Below are 19,405 nucleotides of genomic sequence, written 5' to 3'. Positions count from 1 at the left end.
CCGGACCGTCGCCCGTCGCCCGAACGTCACTCGGTCTGGGCGGCGCGCAGCTTCATGTCGAGCACCACGCGGGTGCCGCCGTCGCGACGCGGCTCCCAGCGCACGGTGCCGCCGAAGTCGTTCGTCACGAACGTGTTGATGATCTGCGTGCCCAGGCCCGAGCCCGAGGAACGCGCCATGCCGCCCTGGGCCTCCGTGTCGATGCCGGTGCCGTCGTCCTCGACGATGACGCTCAGGTTCGAGCCGGAACGTCCCACCGAGATGGTGATGTGGCCTTCCTTGCGTCCCTCGAAACCATGCTCGACGGAATTCGTGATCAGCTCGGTGAGCACGAGCGACAGCGGGGTCGCGTCCTGGGCGGGCATCATGCCGAACTTGCCGACGAAGTCGATGTCGATGTGCTGGTCGCGCATCGTGGCGACGTCGACGGCCATCTTGAGCAGGCTGGCGATCACCTTGTCGAAGTCGACGACCTCGTCGACGGTCTGGCTCAGGCCCTCGTGCACCATGGCGATGGTCTGCACGCGGCGCTGCGCCTCCTTGAGCTCCTTCTTGACTTCCTCTGACTTGGTCTTGCGCGCCTGGAGGCGCAGCAGGGCGGAGACGGCCTGCAGGTTGTTCTTCACGCGGTGGTGGATCTCGGAGATCGCCGCGTCCTTGGTCTGCAGCTCCTGTTCGCGGCGGCGCAGCTCGGTGACGTCGCGGCACAGGACGATGCCGCCGGTGCGGCCGTTCATGTCGTACAGGGGCAGCGAGCGCACCGACACGGCGGAACGGTCCGTGGTGATTTCGGAGTCGACGGCGGCCTTGCCGCTGAGCACGAGCGGCAGCTGCTCGTCGACCTGCTCGTTCTGTTCGCGCAGCAGGTCGGCGCCGAGCTCGCTCAGGTAATGGCCCTGCATGGTGGTGAGCAGGCCGAGGCGACGGAAGCAGCTGATCGCGTTCGGCGAGGCGTAGCGGACGATGCCGTCCATCGTGAGCACGATGAAGCCGTCGGCGACACGGGCCATATGGCGCTGGCTCATCACCGAATCGGAGTACGGGAACTGGCCGCGCGGGATCATCTCGTACAGCTGCTTGCCGGCGTTGATGCTTTCGGACTCGTAGCGGCCGTTGGATTCGCGCGTCGCCATGTTGGTCTCGCGCACGACGAGGCCGAGCGTCTTGCCGTTGTGGCGCACGGGCGCGTACACGTTGCACACGGTGGACTTGCCGACGGTCCTCAGCACGGTGGACCGGAACACGACGGCCGACTGCATGGCGGCATCGAGCTCGCCGGTCATCGCCTCGGGCATGATGTCGCCGACGACGTCGTCGGTGCGCAGCGTCATCACGGTGGAGGGACGGCATTGTTCGGCCACGACGTAGCGGCCGTCGCCGTTCTGCATGATGAGCAGGAGGTCGGCGAAGCTCAGGTCGGCGATCACCTGCCAGTCGGCGACGAGCTGGTGCAGCCATTCCCTGTCCCTGTCGTCGAGGTCCGGCCGCGTTGCGAGTATCTGGGAGAAATCTGCCATGGCCCCCATCATACGCAACGCCGCGTCCTTCGCGACGCCGGCCTTCCGCCCCGGCAAGGCTTGACTTCGCCGTAACCTACGCTATCGTAGGTTACGGTAACGTAAGTACCGGATACGTCAATACATGAAGGGGCCGGAGGCGGCATGGCATACACGGGGAAGCTGACGGACGAACAACTCAGGGAGAAACGGCAGGCGGTCGTCGACGCCCGCGAGCAGGCGTTGAAGGCGCGCGCCGACGCGGCACGCAGCAAGGCCGAGCTCAAGGCGCAGGAGATCCGGCTCAAAGCGGAGGCGAAGGCCAAGCACGTCATCGCCAAGGGCGAGGCCAAAGCGTTGAGGCTGGAAGGCATCGCGCCGGCCGAGGTCGAACGCAAGATCCGCCTCGACGTGCATGGACGCCCGAAGCCGGCCATGCGCGGCTGGATCCACGCGGTCGCCTCGCCGCTGTCGCTGGCCGCAGGCATCGTGCTCATCTGCCTCGCGCAGGGGGCGGGCCTCAAATGGGCGTGCGCCGTGTTCATGACGGCCTCGCTCGTGCTGTTCACGAACTCCGCCTGCTACCATCTGGGCGATTGGAGCCCGCACGTCACCGACGTGCTGCGCCGCATCGACCATGTGAACATCTTCCTGCTCATCGCCGGCACCTACACGCCGGTCTCGTTCGCGCTCCAGCCGTTCTGGCGCAACTTCATCATCATCTCGATGTGGACGTGCACGGCCGTGGCGATGATCATCCACGTGATCTGGATCTCCGCGCCGCGATGGCTGTACACGATCGTCTACATCGTCTTCGGCATCTACGGACTCGCGTTCATGGCGCTGTTCTGGCGGTCGCCGTACGCGGGTCCCGCGGTCGTGATCCTGCTGTGCGCGGGCGGTGCCTGCTACATCCTCGGCGCAATCGTCTACGCGCTGCGCAAGCCGGATCCGTGGCCGCGCGTGTTCGGCTTCCACGAGATCTTCCACTGCGGCACCGTCGCCGGGTACGCCTGCCACATGGTCGCCATCTACATGGTGATCGTCGCACTGTGGGTCTGAGGCCTCGGAACGGATACGGGAAAGGCCCTCCGGCTCCCGATTGGATTGGGGGCCGGAGGGCCTTTCCGTATGCGCGCGTATGCACATACGCGCATATGTATCGTCACGCTCACACGAGCGGCTTGGACTCCTTGATGGTCACGGAGATCTCGCGGCCGTTCGGCGCCTTGTAGCTCACTGTGTCGCCGGCGGAGGCGCCGTTGATGGCGGCGCCGATCGGGGATTCGGGGCTGATGATGTCGTGGTCGGTGGCGATCGACAGGTCGCGCGTGCCGAGCACGAACACCTTCTCACGGCCCATGATGTCGAGCGTGACGAGGGAGCCGTCGCCCACCTTGCCGGCCGGCGGGGCGGTGAGGATCTTCGCGTGACGCAGCTTGACGGTGAGCTCGTCGATGCGGCCCTGGTTGACGCGCTGCGCCTCGCGGGCAGCCTGGTAGCCGCCGTTCTCGCTCAGATCGCCCTCCGCGCGCGCGGCGGACACCTTGGCGAGGATCTCGTCGCGGTACTCGCCCTCACGCCAGGCGAGCTCCTCCTTCATCTTGTCGTACGCCTCCTGCGTAAGCAGGATGTCCTTGTCGTCTTCTGCCATGTCGCTTCCTTATCCTCCCCGGCGCGCGTCACGCGCACGGGGATGCTGTGAATGTCTGTCGTGGATATGCGAAAGCGCCGGTCATCCCCGGCGCTTCCTGAAGAATCCGCTGCCGCCGTACTCAGCGCGTGGAGATGATGTCGATCACGAACACGAGCGTGTCGCCGCCGCCGATGCCGGCCTGCGGGACGCCGCGCGAACCGTAGCCGTACTCCGGCGGGATGGAGACGATGAGACGGGAGCCGACGTTGTGGCCCGGCACGGTCTGGTCCCAACCCTTGATGACCTGGCCGACGCCGATGCCGAAGCTGGCCGGCTGGTGGCGGTTGAAGCTGGAGTCGAACGGCTCGCTCTTGCCCCACACGACGCCGTGGTAGTTCACGGTGACGGTGTCGCCGCGGCGGACAATCGGACCGTCGCCCTCCACGACCTCGACGACCTTGAGACCGGCCGGCGCCTCGGCGGTCGGGAACTCGATGACGGGCGTGGTGCCGAACTCGGCCTGCACGGTGGGCATATCAGCCATGGGCTGCCTCCTATCTCACGGGGCGCGCGTCCCACACGACGCACGCCCGCATACGGAACATCATCCTCAATCGGACACAATGCCGACCATACTAGCACCACCGGCGCGCGGCAATCGGCATTCGCCCACTTCGGCGGTCGACGTTCGACCGTCTCAGCATTCGACCACGTTGACGGCGAGGCCGCCCTTCGAAGTCTCCTTGTACTTGGCCATCATGTCCTCGCCGGTCTCCTTCATCGTGCGGATCGCCTGGTCGAGGCTCACGATGTGCGAACCGTCGCCGAGCATGGCCATGCGCACCGCGTTGATGGCCGTGTTCGCCGCCATCGCGTTGCGTTCGATGCAGGGAATCTGCACGAGGCCGCCGACCGGGTCGCAGGTCAGTCCCAGATTATGCTCGATGCCGATCTCGGCCGCGTTCTCCACCTGTTCGGGGGTGCCGCCCATCACGGCGGCGAGTCCGGCGGCGGCCATCGAGCAGGCGGAACCCACCTCGCCCTGGCAACCGACCTCCGCGCCGGAGATCGACGCGTTGCGCTTGAACAGGTAGCCGATCGCGCCGGCGGTGAGCAGGAACGTCACGACGCCCTGCTCGTTCGCGTCGTCGACGAAATGCCAGTAATAGTGGAGCACGGCGGGGATGATGCCGGCCGAGCCGTTGGTGGGGGCGGTCACGATGCGCCCTCCCCCGGCGTTCTCCTCGGAGACGGCGAGCGCGAACAGGTCCACCCACGCGGCGTCGGAGCTTTCGAGCACGGCGTCATGGCGCTGCCGGTCACGGCGCAGCACGTCGGCGTTGGAGGCGAGACGCGCGTACATCTTCGGCGCGCGGCGGGGCACGTCGAGGCCACCGGGCAGCACGGGCTCGGTGGACGAGCAGCCGTGGTTCACGCATTCGCGCATGACGCGCCACACGTTGTCGATGGCGGTGCGCACCTGCACGCCGGAGCGTGTGGCGGTCTCGTTGGCCCACACGAGTTCGGCGATGCTCAGATGGCGTTCACGGCACAGGTCGACGAGTTCGGCGCAGGAGGAGAACGGGTAGGGCGCGTCCGGGCCGAAGTCGGTGGACACGGACTCGTCCTCGTCGGCGAACGCGGTGCCCTCCGGCGGCCGCTCGTGGATGCCGATCATCAGGTCGTCCGGGTGCCCTTGGCGGATGAATCCCCCGCCGATCGAATACCAGACCTGCTCGTCGACGAGGCTGCCGGCCGCGTCGAACGCCTGGAAGCGCATGCCGTTGGGATGCGCCGCCATGCGCTTCCACTGCTCGAAGACCATGTCCTTGTCGTAGTGGAATCCGATGCGCTTCTCCCCGGCGAGGTTGAGCGTGTCGTCGAGCGCGCAGGTCTCGCGGATGCGCAGCATGTGCTGCGTGTCGACGGTGGCGGGCACGTTGCCTTCGAGTCCGGCCATGACGGCGCGGTCGGTGCCGTGGCCGAGTCCGGTGAGCGCGAGCGAGCCGTACAGGGTGACCTTGATCCGGTCCGTGCGTTCGATGAGCCCGTCGTCGCGCATCGAGGCGACGAACGCGTGCGCGGCGGACATCGGCCCCACGGTGTGCGACGAGCTGGGGCCCACGCCGATGGAGAACATGTCGAGGACGCTGAACATGGGGTTCCTCCTATCTGCCTTGTCTGGCTGTCTGGCCCGCCCGGCTACCTGCCGAGTGCGGAGAACATCATCACCGCGCACACGAGGCCAAGGGCGGCGAGCGCGATCTGCGCGACGAGCAGGCCGATCGCGGCCTTGCGCCTGGCGGCGAGCTTCGGACCGTGCGTCTGGCCGAGCATGGTGGCGACGAAGCCGAACACCGCGTAGTTGACGGCGACGGCGGCCACGTCCCCGTTGGAGAGCACGACGCCGTTGAGCGGCTGGTCGAGCGAGTTCATCACCGAGGTCATCACGAACAGGCCCCAGATGCCGTAGCCGATCGCGCCGATGACGCCGTAGGCGATGGGCTTGAACTTGTCGCGCATGCGCAGGGTGAACGATTCGACGCACCACAGGATCGCGAAGCCGACGACGTACGTGTAGGCGACGGCGACGAACGTGACGACGAGCGCCCACGGCACGAGCGAGGCGACGTTGCCGATCATCGTGAGGTAGAAGCCCGAGCAGGCGATCGCGCCGACGGTGAGCGCGGCACCGACGATGATGTTCTGCGCGAGCATGATCGGCAGTCCGGTCGTGGTGTCCTTGTCGACGTGGCTCCAGCTGGACGGCATGACGTTCCTCTCCTTCACGGGTGCATTGTGGTCGGGACGGGGAACGAGCCTAGCCGCCGTATGTTTCGGCGGTTTGTTTCCGGATGATGACGAACGATGGCGGACGATGGAAGTGCCCCCGCAGGGATTCGAGCATATCGAGCTTCAGACAACAGACACCGCCAAGCTCCATACTCGCAGCCAGACAGATGTACTCACACTGACCGGCAACATCCTGCCATTCGGTTTCCTGACCATCATTATTCGTAAACCCAGTCGTCAGTAAGGTAGTCACCTTTTCCTGTGGTGCTGGCGGGGAGGTCCCCGCTTTTTCTTTTCTCTAAATCATTCCTGGTCTTGCAGAGGCGTACGTGAAGTAGCGCAACACGGGAATACCGAAGGAACTTGTAATGGAAAAGCATGTAGGCGCATTTTTAGGTGCACAAGCCGACACGGGCAAAAGCACCCCCGAGGTGGGCAATAGGCTTAGGTCCAATCGGCCAGTCAGAGCTACAAGGAGGAGGAACTCCACCCGCGCGGGACGGACCCGGAGCAAATGGGGATCGGTCATAGCAAGACTGGATTCTGACGGACAACTGTATGCGTGGCAGGTCCGGTATAAGAACCCGATCGACCCTAGTAAGAAAGTACAACGTCAGTTCAAACCGGAATTCAAAGCGGAGGCATATCGATGACTTGATGAGGAGCATGAGCTCGTCATCAAGCATGAGAAGGGCATCAAGCAATGGGTTCATCCGACCGAACGGGCTAAAGCCGAAGCCGCGCTTCAGATTACATTCGGTGATTTTATCCGCAACGAATTCACCCCCGGATACCGTAAATCCGATGGAACGCCTTTGGCCGGGTCATCGAAACGGAACCTGAGAGCGGATTGCTGATCTGTTGGCTTTCGATTTCCTTCCCGATCAGCATGATGCTTACGTGTTGCAACAGGCCATTCTGGAAATCGCCATGCAGACTTCGAAGCTGGAAGAATCCAAGATTGAACTGGAGAGAGCCTTGGCTCTGGCAGAATCCTCTCATGCCTTCCCCATATTGGTCAAGGACGGAGCATAAGAAACAATCCCGCTTCCTATTCCAGATGTCACGGAAGTGCCCGCCCACTTGGCACGGGCACTTCCAACCAGTTTCCTTCGCGGACTAGTTCACTTGGCTTTTGACCAGCCCGGTTCCGTACGGGAACAGTACCGTGTTGGGATCGATATATTTCTTGGCGATGTTGTTGGCGTCTTTCGGCCAGGTAGTCGTCAGGTGCCCGCTGAAGTCCCGATCTGCGGACAGCAGCACATCGGCCACGCCCTCTCCTTCGGAACCGGGGAACCCGGCCATGATCACCGCATCCACCTGCTTGAGCTGGTCGGTGATGGTCAGTGCTCGGCCCGTGGTCAGTATCAGGATGATGGGCAGGTTCGGATGCGTTTTGCGGATGCTGGAGATCGTATTGATATCCTTCTGCTGTAGTGTCAGTTGATCCGCAGTGCGGTCGCCGGCGTATTCCGCGTATGGGCTCTCCCCGGCGACGACGATGGCCGCATCATAGTTTCCGGTGAATGAACCGTCTTCCTTGAGATCGACGGTTTGGCCGTTCTCTTTGCCGGCCGTCTTGAGGCCCTCATAGATGGTGGTGCCGCTGGTGATGTCGCCAGCCGACCCCTGCCAGGTGATCGTCCATCCACCGGACTGCATGCCGATGTCGTTGGCGGACGACCCCGCCACGACGATGCGCTTCATGGACGGCAAGTCGTTCATCAACGTGGAGCCATCATCGGTCGACCTGTTCTTGAGTAGCGTCAATGATTGCGCGACGGCCTCGCGGGCCACGGCGCGATGTGCCTCGCCGCCGAATTGCGCTAGCAGTTCCTTATTTGAGTAGGCCAGCTGTGGGTTCTCCAGCAGACCCATCTCATCCTTCACGTTGAGGATACGGGTCACCGCATCATCGACGCGCGCCATGGCGATATCCCCGGAGTTCACGCCGTCGATGACGGCCTGGCGTGCCGCGATCCACTTGGGTTGGGTTCCCTCGTGTTCGTCCACCATGAGCATGTCTACGCCGGCGTTCACGGCCTTCGCCACTTTCTGGGCGTAGTTCAGGTTGCCCTCAATCTGGTCGATGCCGTTGTAGTCGGTTATGACGATGCCGGTGAATCCGAGTCCTCGTTTCAACACGTTGGTGAGCAGGTCGGCGTTGCCGTGGCATTTTACACCGCCGATGGAGTTATAGGAGACCATCACCGATCTGACGTTCGCGTCCTGGACGGCCGCCCGGTAGGGTACCAGCAGTTCGCTGTCGAGAATCTTCCGGAATGCTTCGCTGTTGTAGTCGAGAGGCACATCACCTTGGTTGACGCCGTCTTTGGTGATGCCCTCGCCGATGAAATGCTTCGCGGTGGCGATGGCGGAGTCCGAGCCGGCCAGCCCGCTGCCGCTTTCGCCCGCCTGCGAGCCTTCGATATAGGCGGCGCCGAGTTTGGCCGAGAGATCTGCGTTCTCACCGTATGCCTCATAGGTGCGGCCCCATCGTTCGTTTTTGGGCAGTCCCAGCGTGGGCGTGAATACCCAGTTGGAGCCGGTGGCTCGTACCTCGCTTGCCGTGATCGCTCCGATCTGCTTCACGAGTTCGGCGTTTCCGGTTTGGCCGAGGTTGACGTTGTGCGGGAACAGTGTGGCGTCGGCGACGTTGTTGTGGCCGTGTACCGCGTCCACGCCGTACAGCAGCGGGATGCCGGTCTCGTTGATGACGGCGTGCTGGTAGGAATCGGCGCGGTTCGCCCAATCGGATGCGCTGTTGCCTGATTCCGGGGCGGCACCGCCGCCGCTCAGTATGGAGCCGATATGGTATTCAGCGGCCTGCTGCGGCGTGATGTGCCGGGTGTCCGGCTGCATCATCTGACCGACTTTATCTTCCAAGGACATCGAGGCCAGTAATCGTGCGACGCGATCGTTCCGGGCGGTCACCATGGTGGCGGCTGGTTCCGTATGTGAAGATGCGGGTTTCCGATGCGGGTTTCCGTCGTCGTTTGCCGAGGCCATCGGCACTGCGGCAAACACCAGTGATGCTGAGATCGCCATCGAAAGCAATGTGGTCGCCACTGCATTGCGGCGTCGAATACGGTTGTGCATGGTCGTTCCTTGTTCCTTATTCATAGAACGTTTGGATATTCATATTGAGGTTGGATGCGGCTCATGGCCGCGGCTGAAGGGAACGCCCGGAGACCTGTATTCTTACAGGTCTCCGGGCGCCCGTTTCCCTATCAGCGACGGCGGCTGCGGGCGCGCTTGGCGAGCAGAAGCGCCACGCCACCACAAACGAGTGCGAGGGCGACGGCCAAGGCGACACCGATGGCCGCGCCAGTCTTGCTCAGCGCTGTGTTCGTCTTGCGATCCGAGGACGCACCGTTGCCGCTGGACGGAATGACTTCCTGTTTCAGCCCGTCGATGGCCTGTTGGAGGGCGGATTTTGCCGCCTCGACCTGTTCCTTTGTGGCGTTATCCGAGTCAAGGATGGACTTCGCGGCGGCGATGGCCTTATCGAGGTTCGTCTTTGACGCGGCGGTGAAACGCTTGCCGTCATCTGGCTTCAGCGATTCGGCCTTTTCGACCAGTGCTTCGAGCGCGGACTTGTCGACGGTCGGCTTGGTGGGCTTGTCCTCCTCCTTCAGTCCGTCGAGCGCGGACTGCAATACCCGTGCCGCGTCGTCCACGGTCTGCTGGGCGGCCGTGCCGTCGGCGGAGACTTTGAGCGCGTTGGATAGTGCTTCATCCAGCGCGGCCTTCGATTCGGCGGTGAACTGCTTGCCGTCGGCGGGCTTACGGTTCTGGGCCTGTTCGATCAGCTTGTTGAGCTGGGTCTTGTCCACTGTCGGCGGCATGGGTTGGTCTGCGCTTTGGAGCGTGAGATTGGCGTACCGGTAGTTGACCGCGCCTCCCCTGGCCACGATGCGGAGCAGATGTTCGCCTTCGGTGAGCGGGACCTTCTTCAATGCGGTGGTGGCGTAGCTGTCCCAACCGTATTGGGGTACGTCCAGCGCGGCCAGCTCGGTGCTTTTGCCGTCCGCTGCGACCTCTTCAATCACGGCCGATGCGTTCTGGTCGTTGGTGGCGGCGTTGAGGCTGAACTGGTAGGTTCCACCCTGCTTGGCGTTGATGGAGAACTCTTGGTAGGAATTTTCCTCGCCCCATCCGACGTTACGCGTGTTGCCGGTTCCTTGCAGACCCCAGGCCTTGTCGTCGGAGCCGCCAATGATCGCATCGGTGGCGAGTCTCACCTGGCCGGAGGTTCCGGTTGCAGTGCCGACGTCCGTGGCATGGACTTTGGTGAGTCGCAGATCCCAGATGCTGGCGTCATCGGCGGTCAGTGCCACGCGCAGCGTCTGCTCGCCTGCGGCGAGGCGGATCCGCGTACGTCTTTCTCCGGTGTTCGCCACATCCCAGGTGTTCGGCAAGCTCACCGATACCGATTCCAATCCGGAGCCGGAGATCCTGATCGCGTTCGGCACGGCTTTGGCGTTCACCCAAAAGCCGTAGGTCAGCGTATAGTCGCCTTCCTCGGCGACGTTCAGCGTGTATTCCGCATAGTTGCCGTTCTTCTGGTTGTTGCTGAGGCTGCCGTTGGAGTCGGAGGCCTTGTCTTCGTTCAGGGAGACGGTGTCACCACCGACGGCGATGGGCGTTATCGCCTTGGACAGGGTGAGCTTCAGGCTGCGGTAGTTGAGACTGGTCCCCTTGGTGAGCACGCGGATGCGGTGTTCGCCCTGGGTCAGCTGCACGGTGGCGGTCTGCGTCTTGTAATTGTCCCAGCCGGTGTTCGGCACGTTGAGCTGCGTTAGATCGGTCGCCGTGGAGCCATCGACTGTTTGTATGTGTGCAACGGCGCCGTCGGATCCGGTGGCCGCGTCGAGGGTGACGACGTACGTGCCGGTCTTGGCGACGTCCACCAGGTAATCCTGATAGGAGTCGGCCTCGCCCCATCCGATGTTGCTCGGGTTGGAGCCTTGGATGGCCCATGCCTTGTCAGTGGAACCGTTGATGACATTTGAGGGTGCCAGTGTAGCCGGGGAATCGGCGTTCGTCTTCACTGCGTTCGCTTTGGCGATGCGGATGTTCCATAGGCTCGCGCCCTCGGCGTTGAGCTCGAAGCGCAGCGTCTGTCCGCCCGCCTTGAGGTGCAGGCCCGTTTTGTATTCGCCGGTGCCGTTGTACATGTTCGGCAGCGAGATGCTGGCGAGGTTGTCGGTGGCGAAACCGGTGCCGCCGGAGAGTTTGATGGCGTTCGGTACGGCGCCGTTGTCCCATACGCCGAAGGTGATGGTGTAGTCGCCTTCCTCGGTCACGTTCAGGTAGTAGTCCTGATAGTCGCCCTTTTTCTGGTTGTCGCTCAGCGATTCGACGCCGCGATATGGTCTGGCGTTCTCGCCGCCAAGCGTCACCTCCTGATCGCCAACCGTGATGCCGGCGGGCATGTCGTTGGTGCCGTTGAAGGTCAGGTCGGCGGACAAAGCGCCTTGGCCGTCGCTGTCGTCGTATCCGTTCGCCGCGACCGTCAAGCTGCCGGAGGTGCCGCCGTACAGCGTTTTCCCGGTCCAGTCGAGGGTCAGGGTGATGGTGTGGGCGTCTTTGCGTTCGGCTTTTGTCAGCGTCGCGTATGCGGCGATATCGCCGGTGAGCGAGACCACACCGTCGTCGGCGACGTGGTCGTTGAAGGTGCCTCCCGTGATGGTCACGTCCACGGATTTGGCCTGGTAACCGATCTCGCCTGCGGAGAGCGATTCGGGATCGTTCACTGCGGTGAACGTGACCGGCGCACTGATTGCGGTGCCTGCCGTACCGGAGTACTGGCTGGCATCCACGTTCAGCGTGGCGGTCATGTCGCTATCGAAGTCGACGTCCGATTCCGTAGTGAAGGTGACGCGCGCCGTGGTGTCGTTTACGCGATCGACGGTGTATGCGATGCCGTGGGGCGCGTCGTCGAACGTCCATTTCGCGGGATCAAACGTCTGGACGAATTGGCCGTCGGCCAGTGCAAGGGTAACGCTTTTGCCGGTGAGCGATCCTTCGGTCAGCTGCTCCCGTTCGGCCGTGATGGCGTTGCCGATGACCATCGCCGAGAACGATTGCGCGGCGCGGTCGAGCTTGATGCGCAGGGTGGCGGTGCCCTTGGCGAGCTGGACAGTGGCCTTTGTTCCGTAGACGTAGTCGCCGAGCTTGGTCTCCGTGCCATTGCCGTCCACGGAGTACAGGCTCACGTCGGCCGTGGTGGTATCGGCTGCGGTACGTACATGCCCAGCGACCACGTCCGTGGGTGTGGCGACGTATGCGGATTCGTGAACGGTGGAGCCGTTGTCGCGCGACGGTTCTTCAGACTCATCGCCCGTGTTCGGCTCGGTGGGATTGGCGGCGTTGCCGTCTTTCTGGTTCGTGCCGTTCTTCGATGAATCCTCATCAGGCGTTCCGTCACCGGGTTCTTGCCGGGTGGAATCGCCGCCTGTCTCGGTCTTGAAGTCCGCGCCGGCATCGCCCGCATCGGGGACGGCTTCTGCATCGTTCCCTGAAACGTTCGCGCCGGTGCCGCTGACCATGACGTCATAGGTGCCGGTCTTCTGCACGTTCACTGCGTAATCGAGATGATCGCCGTCGGCTATCGCGACAGCCTTGCCGTCGGCGATGCGTACTCCGTCACGATCGGTGTAGTTCGTCGCGTCGAGTCGTCCGGGAATGCCTACGGTGTCCTGTGTCTTGGTGAAGGCGATGCCGGCATAGTTCACGCCGCCTTCGGGGAAGGCCACACGTAGGATCTGGATGCCTTTGCCGAGTGTCACCGTGGTCTGGGCGGTGGAGGTGACGGCGTTGTCGGACGAGTAGTGTGCCGTGCCGAGTTCGTTGCCTCCGGAGGACAGCGTGACTGGCGTGTTGCGTGTCGAACCGCTCGCGGCGGAGAGGGCGTACGTCACCTTGTACGTGCCGGCTCTGCGAACGTTCACCAAGTATTCCACGGTGCTGGTTTTGTCGAGCCCGGTGATGGCGGTGTCATTTTTGGTGCCGGCGCCGTCGAGGGTGGCGTCGGCCAAGGTCAGGGCGGCGGTCACGTCCTTCACTTTGGTCTGGTCGATGGGCTGCCACCGGTAGGTGGCGACGTTCTTGGCTGGCACGCTGGACACGAACTGTGCACCATTGTTGACGACCTTGAATTTCTGTTCTTTGTCGGTTCGATTGACGACCACCATGGAGACCTCACCGGTCTTGGGGTTCTTGAACGCCACATTGGTGAGCGTGTCCGGGGAGCCGGCGGTGCTGTCCACACGTACGTCGCCCGGACGAATGTACCGGCTGAACTGGCTGATGAGGTTCACTTCAGGCGTGTTGACCACGTCATCGGGGTTCTTCGCGTTCTGCACGAAGGTGGTGGGATCGGGAGTGCCGACCCAGTGGTGGGTCTTGCCTTCGCTGTCGAGCATGGAGACCCAGCTGTTGTAGCTCTGAGAGCCGTTGCGGAACCAGTCGATCATCCAGTTCGCTCCGGTGGTGCCCCACCAAGAGCGTTCGGTCAGGTGGATGGACTTGTCCGGGTTGGCCTGGCTCAGTGCTCCCATCGTGCTGGGGTTGCCGCCGTAAGGATGGAAGGCGATACCGTCCACGTTGGCCCAGTCCTCGGGGCTTTGCTTCATTTCGCTTACGTAGGCGTCGGCACCGTCGAAGTTGTGGTCGAACGCCCAGACCTGAACCTGTTTCTCAGCATCATTCAACACGGTGCTGGCCGCAAGCTGTCTTTTGATGGCGGTGGCGAGCTTGGCTTCCTGCGTGCCGGTCATATGGCAACTCGGATAATCGATTTCCAGCAAGGGCTCGTTCTGCAATGTGAGTGCGGAGACTGGGATGCCTTCCTTCTGGTATTCCTCGATGTAGCGCACCAGGTACTTGGCGTAGTCGTCGATATGTTCGCTGTTGAAATCACCTCCCTTGAGCAGCAGATTATTGTCCGCATAGGATGCGCTGGAGCTGGTCGGGGTCTTCATCCACCCTGGCGGGCTCCACGGTGAGGCGAAGAAGCTGATGTCGACGCCGAGGTTCTTGGCTTCGGATTGGAGCGCATGCACGAAGTCGATGATGTGTTCGTCGCGGTCCTTCTGAATGCTGAATCCGGTCACACCGTCGCCGTCCCAGTTGGGTTCCGCGCCGTTCAATGTGGCATTCGGGGCATCGTAGTAGGTGTAGAAGTCTTTGTCGGTGAAGTCGGCGGCTCCGATAGTCAGGCGGAACGAGGTCAGTCCCATGCCGTTGACCGGGTCAAGCAGCGTCCTGATGAATTCGGCGCGTTTGGATTCACTCATTTTCCACCAGTTGCCCACAGTGGAGCCATCCACGGAGGTACCGATACCAGTGATGGTCTGGTAGGTTTTCGTGTCATCCACTGAGATGTCGGTGATGTTCTCATCGGTGGTGTCGGTGACGTTGGTCAGGTCGATGGCGTCCTTGGCCGATACCGCGTTGCTGACTGTCCAGTTGGGTTTGGATGCGTTCTTATCCGTCAGGTTCCAGAACCAGCCTGACTCCTGCGAGTGTTCCGTCGAGGACATCGTGACCTGGACTCCGCTGTTGCGGATGACGGTGCCAGTATCGGCCGCCGACGCGGCATTCATTGGGACCAGCATGGTCATCGAGACCGTAAGTCCCGTCAATGCGAGGCCGATTCGCCTTCGTTGTTTCATCATTCTCCTTCGAACTTCCTGTTTTCCATTGCGAGTCATCGAACACGTCGTCGTTGAAACACTCCAATGTGTGGATACGCTTCACCGCCTCACCATGACACGCATTTCATGCGCATGAAATTAAAACATTCGCATGAATACCGCCATCCTATCGCAAAGCAATCAGAATGTCAAAATTCATTCGAATGAAATTTGGGCGGATGTCGCGCAAGCGACTGACAATATTTCACAGCAGGCACTGCAGTTGCGCGGTCGTTTGCGTCGCGGAATGCCAAGCACCGACAATACAGGTCACGAGTACAACAACCGTCGTGGCTGCGGATATGAAGACGGCCGGTACTCCACGCTTATCGTAGAGTACCGGCCGAAAACGGTTCCCGTGAGTATTGGTCATCTAGTCGACTCTCGCCAGATCGGCAGCTCCGATAATGCCTGCCTTGCCGCCGGCCTTGGCTTCCAGGATGTTGGCGTGCTGGCGGTACATGCTGGCCTGTAGGTATCGGTTGAATGCGGTGCTGGCGGGGCCGAGCAGCATGCTGCCGACCTCAGCCACACCTCCGCCGATGACGAAGGTGTCGGGATCCAGTACGGCGGACAGATTGGCCATGAGCCGGCCGAGCCAGTCGCCTAGGCGTTCGAACGCTTCGGTGGCGGTGGGGTCCCCCTGTTGGGCGGCGTCACGCACCATGGGGCCTATAAGTTTACTGCGGTCGTATTCGCATGTTTCGAGCAGGTGCTGTGACTGGTTGGGTTGGCGTCTGGCGGCCGACCATGCGAACCGTTCCAACGCCGAACCGGAGGCGTATTGCTCCGCGCAGCCGAACAGGCCGCATCCGCAGGCCTCGCCATCGGGGACCATGACCATGTGGCCGATCTCGCCGGCCATGCCGAACGCGCCCCTGGCCAGATGGCCGTCGACGATGATGGCTCCGCCGACACCGGTGCCCACGGTGATCATGATCATGTCCCGGGAGTCACAGCCGGCGCCGAAGCGGTATTCACCCCATCCGGCGGCGTTGGCGTCGTTCTCGACAACCACCTTGACCCCGTTCCCGATCAGATCTTCGATGGCGTCGGCGAGCGGGTACTGGTTCCATGCCGGCAGGTTCGCCGCGAAGCTGACGGTGCGTCGGTCGGATGCCACGTTGCCGGCGGCCGAAATGCCGATGGCCTTGATGTCGCCCTCTTTTTTGCACTGTTGGTAGATGTCGGCCACGACGGCGTTGATGTCGGCGGCGTCCTCCGGTGTGGGCACACGCTGCAGGCAGCGGATGTTGCCTTCCTCGTCGCAGATGCCTCCGGCGATCTTTGTACCGCCGATATCAATGCCGAGCGTTTCCATGGCTGATTTTCCTTGCTGTCGAAATAGTTGTTGAAAGCTAACCGCCACTCAGTGGTTGCGGATGGCGTTGCGCAGGGGCAGGACGCTGGTGGGCGAGACGGACAGTTCGTCGAGTCCTATTTCAAGGAACGTGTCGGTCAGGCTCAGGTCCGCGCCGAGTTCGCCGCAGATGCCACACCAGATGCCGTGGCGATGGGCGGCCTCGGTGGCCATGCGGATCATGCGCAGCACTGCGGGCGAGTGCGGGTCGGCGAAGCGTCCGAGGTTCGGGTTCTGCCGGTCGCAGGCCAGCGTGTACTGGGTCAGGTCGTTGGTGCCGATGGAGAAGAAGTCGACTTCGGCGGCCAGTTCGTCGGCCATGATGACCGAGGCGGGCGTCTCGATCATGATGCCGACCTGGATGTGTTCGTTGAAGTCGATGTGCCCGCCGCGCAGCTCGCTCTTGACCTCGTCGAGGATCTTCTTGGCGTCGCGCACCTCCTGGACCGAGGTGATCATGGGCAGCATGATGGCGATGTTGCCGTACACGGAGGCGCGCAGCAGGGCGCGCAATTGCACCTTGAAGATCTCCGGACGGGTCAGGCAGATGCGGATGGCGCGGTAGCCGAGGGCGGGGTTGTCCTCGTGCTCTAGGTTGAAGTAGCCGACCTGCTTGTCCGCGCCGATGTCGAGCGTGCGGATGACGACCAGACGGTCGCCCATCTTTTGCGCGACTTCCTTGTAGGCTTCGAACTGGAATTCCTCGGTCGGGTAGTCCTCGCTCTCCAGGTACAGGAACTCGCTGCGGAACAGGCCGATACCCTCGGCGTCGTTGGCCAGTACGGCGGTCACGTCCGAGGGGCGGCCGATGTTGGCGTACAGGCGCACCTGCTGGCCGGACTTGGTCTCGGTGGGCTTGCCCTTGAGCTCCTGCAGCAGGCGCAGGTGTTCCTCGTACTTGGCCTTCTTGCCTTGGTATTCGGCCAGCGTGGCCTCGTCCGGGTCGACGAACGCCAAGCCGCTGGTGCCGTCGATCACGGCGGTGTGGCCGTCGTCGTCCGGGTCGAAGGCGTCGCCGATGCCGATGATGGCGGGCAGGCCCATCGTGCGGGCCAGGATCGCGGTGTGCGAGTTCGCGGAACCCTTGGCGGTCACGAAGCCCAGCACCTTGGCGCGGTCGAGCTGCACGGTTTCGCTGGGGGCCAGGTCCTCGGCGAGGATGATGTGACTGTCGCCGTCGCCGTCCTGCGCTCCGCCGCCGCGTTTGCCTTCGAGTACGTTGATCACGCGGCGGGAGACGTCCTTGACGTCGGCGGCGCGCGCCTGCATGTAGGAGTTGTCCATTGCTGCGAACATGGCGGCGAACTGTTCGGCGGTGCTGTTGACCGCGAACTCGGCGTTCACCTTGCTCGATGTGATCAGGTCCTCGATGCTTTCCACGTAGTCCGGGTCCTGGAGCATGAGCTGGTGGGTGTCGAACAGTTCGGCCTTGCCTTCGCCGAACTCGGCGGCTGTCTTGTCACGGAGCTGCTTGAGCTGGTTGACGGCCGTATCACGGGCCGCACGGAAGCGTTCCACCTCGGCCTTCGGGTCGTCGACCACGCGGCGTTCCACGGCGTGGTCGGCGGTGTCGAGCACGCGGATCGCGCCGATGGCGATGCCGGCGGAGACTCCAACGCCTTGTATCGTTCTCATCACAGGTTCTCCTTGAGGAACTGCTCGAATTCGGCGGCGGCCTTGACCTCGTCGTTGCCCTGCACCTTGACGGTGACCTCGTCGCCCTGCTTGACGCCGAGTCCCATGACGCCGAAGATGCGTTTGGCGTCCACGGATTTTCCGTCGCGGGTGACGATGATGCTCGACTGGTATTCCTGGGCCTTGGCGACCAGCAGGCCTGCGGGGCGGGCGTGCATGCCCTCGGGGTCGGATACGGTGAACGTGAATTCCTGAGACATGATGATTCCTTTATGCGTTTGATGTGTTGCGCTTGAAGCGCCTTGTATACGTGCTGTGGTTTACAGCTGTTCGCCGTTGGTGGCGATGACCTTCTGGTACCAGCCGAAGGATTTCTTGCGGCGGCGTTCGAAGGTGCCGTGTCCTTCGTCGTCGGCGTCGACGTAGATCAGCCCGTAGCGTTTCTTGAATTCGCCGGTGCCGAAGCTGACCACGTCGATGCAGCCCCACACGGTGTAGCCCATGACCTCCACGCCGTCGAGGTCGATGGCCTTGCCGACCTGTTCGATGTGGGCGCGCAGGTAGTCGATGCGGTCGTCGTCGTCGATGGTGCCATCCGGGTTGACGGTGTCGTATGCGCCGTAGCCGTTCTCCACGATGAAGATCGGCTTGCGGTAGCGTTCGTACAGGACGCTCAGCGCGTAGCGCAGGCCGACGGGGTCGATCTGCCAGCCCCATTTGGTGGCGGGGATATACGTGTTGCGCACCACGCCGGCGATGCCGGAGTCGAAGTCGCCGGGGGTGGAGTCGTCGGCGGACAGGGCCATCGACATGTAATAGCTGATGGAGATGAAGTCGACCGTGCCTTCGGCGATGACCGTCTCGTCTCCCGGCTCCATGTGAGGGGCGATGTCCTCGCGGGCCCACATGTTCCTCGCGTAGTTCGGGTATTCGCCGTTGACGTACACGTCGCCGAACACGAGCCGGTCGCGCATGGCGACTTCGGCGCGCATCACGTCGTCGGGGTTGCAGGTGGCCGGGTAGATCGGCACGATGGCCAGCATGCATCCGATCTGGAAGTCGGGGTTGATCTCATGGCCGCGCTTGACGACCAGGGCGCTGGCGACGAACTCGTTGTGCACGGCCTGCCAGACCTTGCGCTTGCGCTCGTGGATCGTGTCCGTCTCGGAGAACCGGATACCGGAGTCGGTGTAGGCGAAGATCGGGTTGTCGAGGTTCATCTGGTTGTTGACCTCGTTGAAGGTCAGCCAGTACTTCACCTTGGTCTTGTAGCGTTCCATGACGGTGAGCGCGAACTTGACGAACAGGTCGATGAGCCTGCGGTCGGTGAACCCTCCGTATTTGAGGCTCAGGTTCAACGGCATCTCGAAGTGCGAGAGCGTCACGACCGGTTCCATGCCCTTGGCCTTGAGGTCGTCGAACAGGTCGTCGTAGAACCTCAGACCCGCCTCGTTGGGCTCGTCCTCCTCGCCGTTAGGGAAGATGCGCGACCAGGCGATGGAGGTGCGGAAGCATTTGAAGCCCATCTCCTGGAACAGCGAGTCGTCGCCGCGGAAGCGGTGGTAGTAGTCGTTGCCCCAGTGGTTCGGGTAGATCTTGCCGGTCTCGACGCTATCGGTGATCTGCCGGGGCACGCCGTGCGCGCCCGCGGTCATCACGTCGGCGATGGATACGCCCTTGCCGTCTTCGTTCCACGCACCTTCGAGCTGGTGGGCGGCCACTGCGCCGCCCCACAGAAAGTTGCTTGGGAAACCCATGTTGTGTTCCTTTTCCTGATAGG

14 protein-coding genes are annotated in these 19,405 nt (G+C 62.7%); 2 read left to right on the top strand and 12 right to left on the bottom strand.

Annotation, left to right across the window (positions count from 1 at the left end; all coding sequences use genetic code 11):
- Window positions 1-26: 26 nt before the first annotated feature.
- The gene (locus AC1AYD_RS06845) at window positions 27-1,517 is read right to left on the bottom strand and encodes a sensor histidine kinase (protein ID WP_476502147.1); all 1,491 of its coding nucleotides are present in this window, start codon (window positions 1,515-1,517) and stop codon (window positions 27-29) included.
- Window positions 1,518-1,661: 144 nt separating this feature from the next.
- Here AC1AYD_RS06845 and trhA point away from each other — a divergent pair, with 144 nt between their 5' ends.
- Window positions 1,662-2,558 carry a PAQR family membrane homeostasis protein TrhA gene (gene trhA / locus AC1AYD_RS06840; RefSeq protein ID WP_476502146.1) on the top strand — a complete coding sequence of 299 codons (897 nt, stop codon included), beginning with the start codon at window positions 1,662-1,664 and terminating at the stop codon, window positions 2,556-2,558.
- Window positions 2,559-2,667: 109 nt separating this feature from the next.
- On the opposite strand, the gene AC1AYD_RS06835 is transcribed toward trhA, so the two are convergent.
- The 5 genes from AC1AYD_RS06835 to AC1AYD_RS06815 all read right to left on the bottom strand — a co-directional run bounded on the left by AC1AYD_RS06835 (window position 2,668) and on the right by AC1AYD_RS06815 (window position 6,178).
- Window positions 2,668-3,150, bottom strand: a complete 483-nt coding sequence (locus tag AC1AYD_RS06835; protein WP_476502145.1) for a GreA/GreB family elongation factor — start codon at window positions 3,148-3,150, stop codon at window positions 2,668-2,670.
- A gap of 121 nt (window positions 3,151-3,271) precedes the next feature.
- Window positions 3,272-3,676 (bottom strand): FKBP-type peptidyl-prolyl cis-trans isomerase, encoded by a 405-nt coding sequence (locus AC1AYD_RS06830; protein WP_476502144.1) that lies wholly within the window; start codon window positions 3,674-3,676, stop codon window positions 3,272-3,274.
- 153 nt (window positions 3,677-3,829) lie between these two features.
- On the bottom strand, window positions 3,830-5,290 hold the full coding sequence (locus AC1AYD_RS06825) for an L-serine ammonia-lyase (RefSeq protein ID WP_476544868.1): 1,461 nt from the start codon (window positions 5,288-5,290) through the stop codon (window positions 3,830-3,832).
- Between the two features lie 44 nt (window positions 5,291-5,334).
- Window positions 5,335-5,922, bottom strand: a complete 588-nt coding sequence (locus tag AC1AYD_RS06820; protein ID WP_476544867.1) for a cadmium transporter — start codon at window positions 5,920-5,922, stop codon at window positions 5,335-5,337.
- Between the two features lie 31 nt (window positions 5,923-5,953).
- Window positions 5,954-6,178 carry a hypothetical protein gene (locus AC1AYD_RS06815; protein WP_476532785.1) on the bottom strand — a complete coding sequence of 75 codons (225 nt, stop codon included), beginning with the start codon at window positions 6,176-6,178 and terminating at the stop codon, window positions 5,954-5,956.
- Window positions 6,179-6,786: 608 nt separating this feature from the next.
- Between AC1AYD_RS06815 and AC1AYD_RS06810 the strand changes: the two genes are divergently transcribed.
- Window positions 6,787-6,960, top strand: coding sequence for a hypothetical protein (locus AC1AYD_RS06810; RefSeq protein WP_476532787.1), 174 nt, complete (start codon window positions 6,787-6,789; stop codon window positions 6,958-6,960).
- An 84-nt stretch (window positions 6,961-7,044) separates the two neighbouring features.
- Here AC1AYD_RS06810 and AC1AYD_RS06805 read toward each other — a convergent pair whose 3' ends face one another.
- From AC1AYD_RS06805 to AC1AYD_RS06780, 6 genes are all read right to left on the bottom strand, one after another.
- Entirely contained in the window at window positions 7,045-9,027 is a 1,983-nt protein-coding gene (locus AC1AYD_RS06805) for a glycoside hydrolase family 3 protein (RefSeq protein WP_476502139.1), read from the bottom strand.
- 131 nt (window positions 9,028-9,158) lie between these two features.
- Window positions 9,159-14,612 (bottom strand): carbohydrate-binding protein, encoded by a 5,454-nt coding sequence (locus AC1AYD_RS06800; RefSeq protein ID WP_476502138.1) that lies wholly within the window; start codon window positions 14,610-14,612, stop codon window positions 9,159-9,161.
- A 391-nt stretch (window positions 14,613-15,003) separates the two neighbouring features.
- Window positions 15,004-15,951: an ROK family glucokinase gene (locus AC1AYD_RS06795; protein ID WP_476502137.1), complete on the bottom strand. Its 948-nt coding sequence runs from the start codon at window positions 15,949-15,951 to the stop codon at window positions 15,004-15,006.
- Window positions 15,952-15,999: 48 nt separating this feature from the next.
- Entirely contained in the window at window positions 16,000-17,625 is a 1,626-nt protein-coding gene (gene ptsP / locus AC1AYD_RS06790) for a phosphoenolpyruvate--protein phosphotransferase (RefSeq protein ID WP_476502136.1), read from the bottom strand.
- Window positions 17,625-17,885 carry an HPr family phosphocarrier protein gene (locus AC1AYD_RS06785; protein ID WP_100513134.1) on the bottom strand — a complete coding sequence of 87 codons (261 nt, stop codon included), beginning with the start codon at window positions 17,883-17,885 and terminating at the stop codon, window positions 17,625-17,627. Before AC1AYD_RS06785 ends, ptsP begins: the two co-directional genes overlap by 1 nt.
- A gap of 60 nt (window positions 17,886-17,945) precedes the next feature.
- Window positions 17,946-19,382, bottom strand: coding sequence for a 6-phospho-beta-glucosidase (locus AC1AYD_RS06780; RefSeq protein ID WP_476502135.1), 1,437 nt, complete (start codon window positions 19,380-19,382; stop codon window positions 17,946-17,948).
- Between the last annotated feature and the right edge of the window lie 23 nt (window positions 19,383-19,405).

The organism is Bifidobacterium sp. LH_426 (assembly GCF_056356875.1).
The sequence above is the reverse complement of the archived record's forward strand: the minus strand, read 5'-3'. Positions and strand labels throughout refer to the sequence as shown.

Bases quoted from the DNA above. Each gene is read 5' to 3' on its own strand.
- trhA (WP_476502146.1), top strand. From the start codon at position 1,662: ATGGCATACACGGGGAAGCTGACGGACGAACAACTCAGGGAGAAACGG.
- AC1AYD_RS06795 (WP_476502137.1), bottom strand. From the start codon at position 15,951: ATGGAAACGCTCGGCATTGATATCGGCGGTACAAAGATCGCCGGAGGC.
- AC1AYD_RS06835 (WP_476502145.1), bottom strand. From the start codon at position 3,150: ATGGCAGAAGACGACAAGGACATCCTGCTTACGCAGGAGGCGTACGAC.
- AC1AYD_RS06825 (WP_476544868.1), bottom strand. From the start codon at position 5,290: ATGTTCAGCGTCCTCGACATGTTCTCCATCGGCGTGGGCCCCAGCTCG.
- AC1AYD_RS06785 (WP_100513134.1), bottom strand. From the start codon at position 17,885: ATGTCTCAGGAATTCACGTTCACCGTATCCGACCCCGAGGGCATGCAC.
- AC1AYD_RS06780 (WP_476502135.1), bottom strand. From the start codon at position 19,382: ATGGGTTTCCCAAGCAACTTTCTGTGGGGCGGCGCAGTGGCCGCCCAC.
- AC1AYD_RS06845 (WP_476502147.1), bottom strand. From the start codon at position 1,517: ATGGCAGATTTCTCCCAGATACTCGCAACGCGGCCGGACCTCGACGAC.
- ptsP (WP_476502136.1), bottom strand. From the start codon at position 17,625: ATGAGAACGATACAAGGCGTTGGAGTCTCCGCCGGCATCGCCATCGGC.
- AC1AYD_RS06800 (WP_476502138.1), bottom strand. From the start codon at position 14,612: ATGATGAAACAACGAAGGCGAATCGGCCTCGCATTGACGGGACTTACG.
- AC1AYD_RS06830 (WP_476502144.1), bottom strand. From the start codon at position 3,676: ATGGCTGATATGCCCACCGTGCAGGCCGAGTTCGGCACCACGCCCGTC.
- AC1AYD_RS06805 (WP_476502139.1), bottom strand. From the start codon at position 9,027: ATGCACAACCGTATTCGACGCCGCAATGCAGTGGCGACCACATTGCTT.